Consider the following 8,438-nt stretch of genomic DNA (forward strand, 5'->3'; position numbering starts at 1 on the left):
ATGAAATTTGTTTTATCAACGCTGACACTTTGTGTTGGATTATCGGGCTCGGTGTTAGCTCAAGAAGAACCTTGGGATATGGAAGAGTGGGGGATGGAAGAAACTCCCTCTCATCGCTTTTCTGGCTTTGTGGAGCTAGCGTCGGGTGCCCGTTTGTCATCTGATCCGGTTATTAATACGGAAAAAACATTGGCTGACCTAAGAGCACAATTTCAATGGGATAAAGACTTTGACGCCTCGGGGATCAAATTTACAGCCGATTTTTATTATGACGGTGTGCTTGATCAAACAAAACTCCAAGTTAGGGAATTGGTTTGGCAGGGCAGCTTGAATGCATTAGTCGACTTAGGTGATTGGGGTAAGAAACTAGATGTCAAAGTTGGCCAGCAAATACTCACTTGGGGCACAGGAGATTACGTATTCTTAAATGACTTATTCGCAAAAGACTTTCAGTCTTTTTTTGCCGGACGAGACGATGACTATTTGAAAGCGCCGTCGTTTTCAGCAAAAGTATCGGGTTTTTTCGATTGGGCCAATGTTGATCTTGTGATCACACCAAAATTTACCCCTGATAATTATATTAATGGTGACTACTTTTCGTTTTTTTCTCCTCTTGCAGGAACTAATATAGCGCCTGGTTTTGATGTCTCATCACCTAACAAACCCAGCTCGCCAGAGTATGCGATGCGTATTTATAAAACCATAGGTTCAACCGAATATGCCGGCTATGCTTATACTGGAGCGCATAAATCGCCTGCTAGTTTCACTGAATTTGGCGAACCCTATTTCTCGACGTTGAGAGTATACGGTGTTAGCGCAATAACGCCCTTTGCTAACGGCTTATTAAATATAGAAATGGCCTATTACGATTCGACCGACGACGAACAAGGTAGCGAGCCTCTAGTGCCTAATAGTCAAATCCGTTGGTTGCTGGGTTATGAGCAGGAATTAGTCAAAAATTTAACGGCAAGTGCACAATTATATGTAGAGCACACAAATGATTTTGATGCCCTAAGAGCAAATTCTCTGGCTCCTGAGTTCGATCCAAATCGAAGTCGCGTTTTGTTTACTCAACGTTTTATGTATCGGGTTATGCAACAAACATTGACATTAAACGCTTTTAACTTTTATTCCACTAGTGATGAAGATGGTTATTTAAAATTAAGTGCTGATTACAGCCCTGTTGATCAGTGGCAGTTATCAAGCGGGTTCAATCTATTTTACGGCAAAGAACAGTTTAGTTTCTTCAAGCAGTTTGAAGATGCAAGTAATGCATTCGTGCGGTTCAAATATTATTATTAACAGAGCTTTATTTAGGAGGCGTTATGTCAGCAGAAAGAGCGTTAGCTGCATTTGCAGGATTTATGGTGTTAGTGTCGGTTGCATTAACTATTTGGGTACATCCCAATTTTGTATGGTTTACAGTTTTTATTGGTGCAAATTTGTTTCAGCAAAGCTTTACCGGTTTTTGCCCTGCCACTATCGTTTTACGCAAAGTGTTTGGCTTTAAAACTGAAAAAGAATTAGCTGACGGACAGTAGTACGTCGACATTGCCCAAGTATACATTTTTATTTTGGGCATTTTGCCGCCAACTAGTCCTTGATTACTCGTATTTTAGACCAAATTTTTGTAGTTTTCGGTATAAGGTTCGGGTACTAACGTCAAGCTTATCGGCCAGTTCGTCAATTGATATTTTTTGTGACTCGCACACTTGTCTCAAATATCTTTCTTCAGCCACGTCAAGGCTAACGATTTCATCGCTCAACGTTTGGGGTTTAGCTGATTTGACAAAAATTTGTTCGGGTAAGTCTTGGATCTCAATAATATCCTCATCTGCTAGCAATGTTGCTTGTTCGACAATGTTTTTAAGTTGTCTGATATTGCCAGGGAAGTCATATTGAGATAGGCGTTTTAGAGCGGCGTCGCTGAATCTTTTATGACGTAATTCAGTGTGATTTAAGAAATGTAATACCAACGCTTCAATATCATCTTGTCTTTGCGCAAGTGAGGGCAGTGAAATTGGGAAGCCTGCAATGCGGTAATACAAATCCTTGCGAAATTGTCCTGACTCAACAAGGTCAAGTAAGTTTTGGTGACTAGCGCAAATCAACCTAAAATCCGCTTTACGCTGTTTTAAGCCTCCGACTGTTCTATAGCATTGAGTTTCCAGTAAGCGCAGGAGTTTAACCTGCATACTTAATGGCACATCTGCAATTTCATCGAAAAACACAGTACCACCATTAGCCACTTCAATTAAGCCACTTTTGGCATGTGTCGCGCCGGTAAAAGCCCCTTTTTCATGCCCAAATAATTCAGACTCGAACAGGTTTTCATTTAAGCCCGTGCATTCAATAACCACAAAGGGTTTTTCAGCACGACGACTAGACTGATGCAGTGCCTTGGCCACTAGTTCTTTACCTGTGCCTGTTTCACCATGCAACAACACCGCAATTTCAGACTTAGCTGCGCGATTAATTTTAGTCAGCATATTTTTGAAAGGGTCACAGGAGCCTATCATTTTATCCGCTTGCGAGTCGGCTGCGGCAAAGTCAATGCGATCAAGTATTTCAAGGAATCCAGTGGTTATGCCATCAGCGTCTTTTATTGGCTTCATTAATATATCGCAATAGGTCTTTCCCTGGCTTGTATTATGAATATGCACAACGCTACTGGCTCGTTCGGTCTTAATACAAGCTTGAATTGGGCACTCTTCGCCATGTTTATCGCAAGGTGATGTGTGCCCATGAGATATTTCAAAGCAGTGACTATTGCCGATAATGACTTCATTTTCATACGTGTTTTTATAAGCCTCATTAACCGCCAATATTGTGTATTGAGTATCGATAAAAATAGCCGGTTTATCGATTGAATTGATCATAGTCTGGACAATTGATGTGTTCATATTTCGACCTTTTATTTTCATGACATCATTGTCTTACTATGTGACAAAACTGACAATGATTACAAGTAAAAAAAACATATTCTTATTATAATTAAAAAATAACTATTAAAAACAATAGTTTAAATTATCCAAATAAGTGGCACGAGTTTTGTTTACAAGTAATTTACAAGTTATAAAATTCTGTAAATTTATTCTCAAAAATAAAGGAATCAATATGGTTAAGGTCGTTGTGTTAGGGGCTGGAACTGGCGGAATGCCGGCGGCTTATGAAACCAAAGAAATCTTGGGTAAAGATCATGAAGTAGTGATGGTTAATGAACGTCCGGATTTTAGATTTGTACCTTCTAATCCTTGGGTCGCCGTTGGTTGGAGAGAACCAGAAGCAATTACTATCCCAATTGAAAAGTATTTAAGTAAAAAGAAAATTGGTTTTATTTGCGCTCGAGTTGTTGAAATTGATGCTAAAAATAATCAAATGAAAACTGAATCAGGCGACATAATTGATTACGATTATTTGATTATCGCAACGGGTCCTAAGCTAGCATTTGCGAATATTGAAGGCGCTGGTCCTGACTATTTTACGCAGTCTGTTTGCACGCTTGATCATGCCATGCAATGTTATGTTGATTTTAAAAAATTACTTGAAAACCCGGGTCCTGTCATCGTCGGTTCGTTTCAAGGCGCGAGTTGTTTTGGACCCGCTTATGAATACGCCTTCATCTTGGACAAAGCATTACGTGATGCCAAAATGAGAGACAAAGTCCCCATTCATTTTGTTACCAGCGAACCCTACATCGGACATCTTGGTTTAGGGGGGGTAGGCGATTCAAAGGCGATGTTGGAATCAGAACTTCGCTCAAAAGACATTAAATGGATTTGCAATGCGACGGTCGACAAAGTAGCAAAAGGGTTGATGCACGTATCTGAACTCAGCCGAAAAGGAGACGTTGACTTCAATCACGAATTGCCATTTAACCATTCTATGTTGATCCCTCCATTTGCAGGGATAGATGCAGTGGCTAATGTAGAAGGTCTCTGTAATCCCAAAGGTTTTGTTATTACAGATGAGTTTCAGCGCAGTCCAACCTATCCGAATATATTTTCTGGCGGTGTTTGTGTGGCTATACCGCCGGTTGAAGTTACGCCTGTTCCAACGGGGACACCGAAGACAGGATACATGATTGAAACAATGATGACGGCGATCGCTCACAACTTAAAATCAATCATTGTTAATAATGAAGAGCCTTCAAGCAAAGGCACTTGGCATGCTATTTGTTTAGCCGATATGGGTGACACGGGTGCGGCCTTTGTTGCAATGCCACAAATTCCCCCACGTAATATTACCTGGTTTAAAAAAGGGAAATGGGTGCATTATGCGAAAATCGGATTTGAAAAGTACTTTATACGCAAAATGAAGGCAGGCACAAGTGAACCTATATATGAAAAGTATATGCTAAAAGCATTGGGTATTGAGCGTTTAAAATAAAAATACAAAAATAAATCGAATTATAAATCGAAATTAAAAGAGGCAACACCCATGCATAAAATCATCAGTTATTTAGCAATTATTGGTTTGCTTGCGTCACTTCAGTTAGCTTTTGCTGACCGAGTGCAAGCCAAGCTAAAATTAACTCATGTTGAGACTAACGACAAGCAAGTGGAGGTCCCTGTTATCGATACCGTGCGTCAAAATCAGCCACAATTAAACGTCGTTGTAGCAGACAACAAACGCGTGCTATTGCATGAGCAAGAAGGGCTGATTGGGCAAGCAAAGTTAAAAGTTAAACAGTTCTCAATGCAATTGAAAGCTGAATTAGTTGCTGCGATCCAGTCTGGGGGGCTTGAAGCTGGCGTTGAAGTTTGTCATACCAAAGCCCCTCAAATTGCAGCGGGTTTGTCTGTTGATGGCTGGACGGTTGCTCGAACAAGCTTAAAAACAAGGAATGAAAAAAACACACCGGACCAGTGGGAAGCTGATGTACTTATTCAGTTTGATAAACGTTTTAAGCAAGGAGAGAAACCTGCAACCTTGGTGACGACGTTATCTGAAGAAAAGCGGTTTCGATTAATGAAAGCTATCCCGATGAATAAGGTTTGCTTAGCTTGTCACGGCAGCGCGGTTGATCCAAACTTGCAAAAAACCATTCAAGAACACTATCCCAATGATACTGCGACCGGATTTTCTCTTGAAGATATTCGCGGCGCATTTACCCTTCAAAAAGACCTTGCTGAATGATCGACCAGCAATACATAATGCGCTGTCACATGTGTCAGCGCATTATGTCATATATGACTTAATTACTTTTTGAACTTGATTTTTTTAATTTAAATTCAATAAATACAAAGGTATATGGTTTTTTGTAAGGTTGGCACACTGCATGCAATGTTGATAGCATATACGCAGTTTTTGCCAACGTCACTCAACTATATTCAGTGTATTTGCTTGCAAAAATCAACAGTTCCATTCTTTTCTTGTGAAGGAAAAACACACCATGAGTAAACTTAATATTCAGCCTTTTTTTGATGAAAACACACAAACAGTGACTTATATTGTGACAGATAAAGCGACGTCTTTGACAGCAATTATTGATCCTGTGCTAGATTTCGATTCCCCTTCAGGGAAAATTACGTCAACCAGCGCTGATAAGATTATTACTTTTCTGGATGTCAATAATTTGCGATTGGAATGGATCTTGGAAACTCATGCCCATGCAGACCATATTACGGCTTCTAACTATATAAAAGCAAAGCGTGGTGGTCAAATTGGTATTGGTGAGCACATTAAAAAAGTACAGAGCACCTTTAAAAAGATATTTAATTTAGATGATGAGTTGGCATGTGATGGCAGCCAGTTTGATTTTCTATTTGAAGATGGCGAAATAATTAGTTTAGGCCATTTGAATTTTCATGTGATGCATACTCCAGGGCACACGCCCGCTTGTGTGAGTTATTTAATTGAAGATGCTGTTTTCGTTGGCGACACTATATTCATGCCGGATTTTGGTACGGCACGTGCTGATTTCCCCAGTGGGAGCGCTAAAACACTTTATCACTCTATTCAAAAAATATTATCACTTCCTGATCAAACTAGAATTTTTGTTGGACACGATTACAAAAGTGCTTCGCGCGATCAATATGCGTGGGAAACCACGGTATTAGAAGAAAAGCGCAACAATATACACGTTAAGCCGGACACAACTGAAGCTGAATTTGTTACCTTGCGAGAGTCACGTGATGCAAATTTACCGGTTCCTAAGTTGTTGCTTCCATCTATTCAATTGAATATTAGAGCGGGGCATTTGCCTATTGCAGAGGCAAATGGGACCTCCTACTTAAAACTCCCTCTGACCGTGGAACTGAATTAATGGTCTCCGATCCTGCCATATGGATAGGCGCCATACTGATGGGCTTAAGTTTGGGCCTACTTGGCTCTGGGGGCAGTATTTTGACTGTTCCACTGTTGGTATACATCGCACATGAGCCCGAAAAAGCAGCCATAGCAGAGTCACTGTTAATTGTAGGCATAGTTGCCTTAACGGGCAGCGTTTCACTATTTTTTAAGCGACTCGTCGATTTGAGATTAGTCGCTGTTTTTGGTTTACCAAGTATGCTGGCGGCTTATTTTGGGGCCTACTTGTCGCAATATGTTGGCGCCCAAATACAAATGCTGATATTCGCTGTTGTTATGCTAGGAGCTAGCGGGTTTATGTTGCGACCTATACGTGCATCAGTTAACTCACCTAAAAATCAATCTCCAACTAACAGCTTGGCACAAAGTTTCACTTTGTCGCAGTACCTCACCTTAATAATAGCAGGCATCAGCGTTGGTACATTAGCTGGTTTGGTCGGTGTTGGCGGTGGCTTTTTGATTGTTCCTGCATTGTTATTTATTGCTAAAACAACGATGCGAAAAGCGATTGCAACGAGTCTATTTATTATCGCGATGCAAAGCTTTGCCGGCTTTACGAAATATAGCTATTTGCAAAGTACGCAAGAAATCACTTTCAACATGCCACTTATCATATTGGTAACAGCTTGCGCGATATTGGGCGTGTTGGTTGGTGCAAAATTGGTTGATAAGCTTCCGCAAGCACGATTGAAACAGGCGTTTGGTGGGGCACTTATCCCGCTTTCTCTTTTTATTCTTTTTACTAACATTTAGCAAGGACCCAATTATGTCGAATGACTCAGTGAACTCACAAGCAGTTAAAATTGCAAAAATAACGTCGCAATTTTCGGTTTCTGGAGAGATCACAGAAAGCGATATAAGCAAGCTAATGGAACAAGGAATAGATACGATTATCAACGTTCGTCCTGACAATGAATGTGAAAATCAAATCAGCGATCAACAATGGCAAGCTTTGGCGCATAAATACAGGCTAAACTACCTGTATGTCCCAGTAAAACCTTGCCAATACGCTGAGGAGGATGTGGCAAAATTTAGAGCAGCGCTAGCACTCTCTGCAGGTGGCGTACATGGATTTTGTCGAACCGGCACAAGGGCCGCACATTTGTGGGCACTGGCAAACAAAGACAAGTTGTCTTTCACTGATATGCAAGGTGCTCTAAAAAGTAAAGGCTACGATTTGGACAATATTGCTGCAATGTTTGAAGGTGGTCAGTAGCAGATGAAAAAATTAATTATTATACTTTTTCAAGTCTCTTTATTGTTGCTCTCGCCAATCACTTCATCTGCTGAAGAGGCGGATAACATTGAATCCCAAAGCAGTGATCATCGCATTGATATAAGACTAAACGAAACACAACGAACATTTATTTTAGGGCATATGCGCCACATGTTGGAAACGTTAACCGCTATCCAGCAAGAATTGCTTGTCGACAACCCTAGTGAGGTTCATCAGCTGGTGACTTACATGCAAGAAAATACGCAAAAAGCACATCCTAAAATGTTAGGTCAGTCACTCCCAGATCCTTTTAAACAGATGGGTAGACAAATGAATCAACATTGGCGCAATTTATCGGTTGGATCTAATGACAAAGTCTATATTCAAAAAGAGGTGGTAAATGTGATGACAACATGCAACTCATGTCATGCCGTTTATCAAATTCATGGCGCCATCGAATAACTATGTGGTGCCATCAAAGACTTGATTTTTTGATCGTAAAGCCATCGTGGTCAGTCCGGTAGTCGTCTTCCATATCGAGTCCGTGTATTTCTTTTCCGCTTAATTTAGACAGCCATTTCAATGGTAAAATTTGCGAAGCGATATGTGTTTTAGTCGCTTGATTACCAAACACGATACGCGCCTTATTACGCATTATTGAGTTTGCGATATGCAGTGCTATGGTTTCCGGTTTAGTGGTTAAAAATCGCTCTTTAAACTTTTTACCGGAATTGAGCGGAAAGCCTCGTCGTTCAGGGCGGGGATGGATAGCTCGGATGGATAGCTCGGATGGATAGCTCGGATGGATAGCTCGGATGGATAGCTCGGATGGCGAAGCCGTCCATTTGTTTTAGTGTGGCGTTTGCTGTTGCTCGATGTACTTGCGGATCACAGCAATTGGCGCACCACC

10 protein-coding genes are annotated in these 8,438 nt (G+C 40.8%); 8 read left to right on the top strand and 2 right to left on the bottom strand.

Annotated features, from left to right (window positions below; translation table 11 throughout):
* Entirely contained in the window at positions 1 to 1,302 is a 1,302-nt protein-coding gene (locus tag G399_RS0104625) for a hypothetical protein (RefSeq protein ID WP_006011409.1), read from the top strand.
* Between the two features lie 23 nt (positions 1,303 to 1,325).
* Entirely contained in the window at positions 1,326 to 1,541 is a 216-nt protein-coding gene (locus tag G399_RS0104630) for a YgaP family membrane protein (protein ID WP_006011410.1), read from the top strand.
* A gap of 63 nt (positions 1,542 to 1,604) precedes the next feature.
* Here G399_RS0104630 and G399_RS0104635 read toward each other — a convergent pair whose 3' ends face one another.
* Positions 1,605 to 2,903 (bottom strand): sigma-54 interaction domain-containing protein, encoded by a 1,299-nt coding sequence (locus G399_RS0104635; protein ID WP_226988965.1) that lies wholly within the window; start codon positions 2,901 to 2,903, stop codon positions 1,605 to 1,607.
* A 214-nt stretch (positions 2,904 to 3,117) separates the two neighbouring features.
* Here G399_RS0104635 and G399_RS0104640 point away from each other — a divergent pair, with 214 nt between their 5' ends.
* The 6 genes from G399_RS0104640 (at position 3,118) to G399_RS0104665 (ending at position 7,990) form a co-directional block, all read left to right on the top strand.
* The gene (locus tag G399_RS0104640) at positions 3,118 to 4,389 is read left to right on the top strand and encodes an NAD(P)/FAD-dependent oxidoreductase (protein ID WP_006011412.1); all 1,272 of its coding nucleotides are present in this window, start codon (positions 3,118 to 3,120) and stop codon (positions 4,387 to 4,389) included.
* A gap of 51 nt (positions 4,390 to 4,440) precedes the next feature.
* Positions 4,441 to 5,139: a Tll0287-like domain-containing protein gene (locus tag G399_RS20210; protein WP_006011413.1), complete on the top strand. Its 699-nt coding sequence runs from the start codon at positions 4,441 to 4,443 to the stop codon at positions 5,137 to 5,139.
* A gap of 256 nt (positions 5,140 to 5,395) precedes the next feature.
* Positions 5,396 to 6,268, top strand: a complete 873-nt coding sequence (locus G399_RS0104650; RefSeq protein ID WP_006011415.1) for an MBL fold metallo-hydrolase — start codon at positions 5,396 to 5,398, stop codon at positions 6,266 to 6,268.
* Entirely contained in the window at positions 6,268 to 7,065 is a 798-nt protein-coding gene (locus tag G399_RS0104655; protein ID WP_034896168.1) for a sulfite exporter TauE/SafE family protein, read from the top strand. The genes G399_RS0104650 and G399_RS0104655 overlap by 1 nt, the downstream gene beginning before the upstream one ends.
* Positions 7,066 to 7,078: 13 nt before the next feature.
* On the top strand, positions 7,079 to 7,528 hold the full coding sequence (locus G399_RS20215; RefSeq protein WP_006011419.1) for a protein tyrosine phosphatase family protein: 450 nt from the start codon (positions 7,079 to 7,081) through the stop codon (positions 7,526 to 7,528).
* Positions 7,529 to 7,531: 3 nt separating this feature from the next.
* The gene (locus G399_RS0104665; RefSeq protein WP_006011422.1) at positions 7,532 to 7,990 is read left to right on the top strand and encodes a hypothetical protein; all 459 of its coding nucleotides are present in this window, start codon (positions 7,532 to 7,534) and stop codon (positions 7,988 to 7,990) included.
* A 13-nt stretch (positions 7,991 to 8,003) separates the two neighbouring features.
* On the opposite strand, the gene G399_RS21920 is transcribed toward G399_RS0104665, so the two are convergent.
* Positions 8,004 to 8,162 carry a hypothetical protein gene (locus G399_RS21920; protein WP_006011424.1) on the bottom strand — a complete coding sequence of 53 codons (159 nt, stop codon included), beginning with the start codon at positions 8,160 to 8,162 and terminating at the stop codon, positions 8,004 to 8,006.
* Positions 8,163 to 8,438: the final 276 nt, after the last annotated feature.

This window comes from Brumicola pallidula DSM 14239 = ACAM 615, from assembly GCF_000428905.1.
Classification (GTDB): domain Bacteria; phylum Pseudomonadota; class Gammaproteobacteria; order Enterobacterales; family Alteromonadaceae; genus Glaciecola; species Glaciecola pallidula.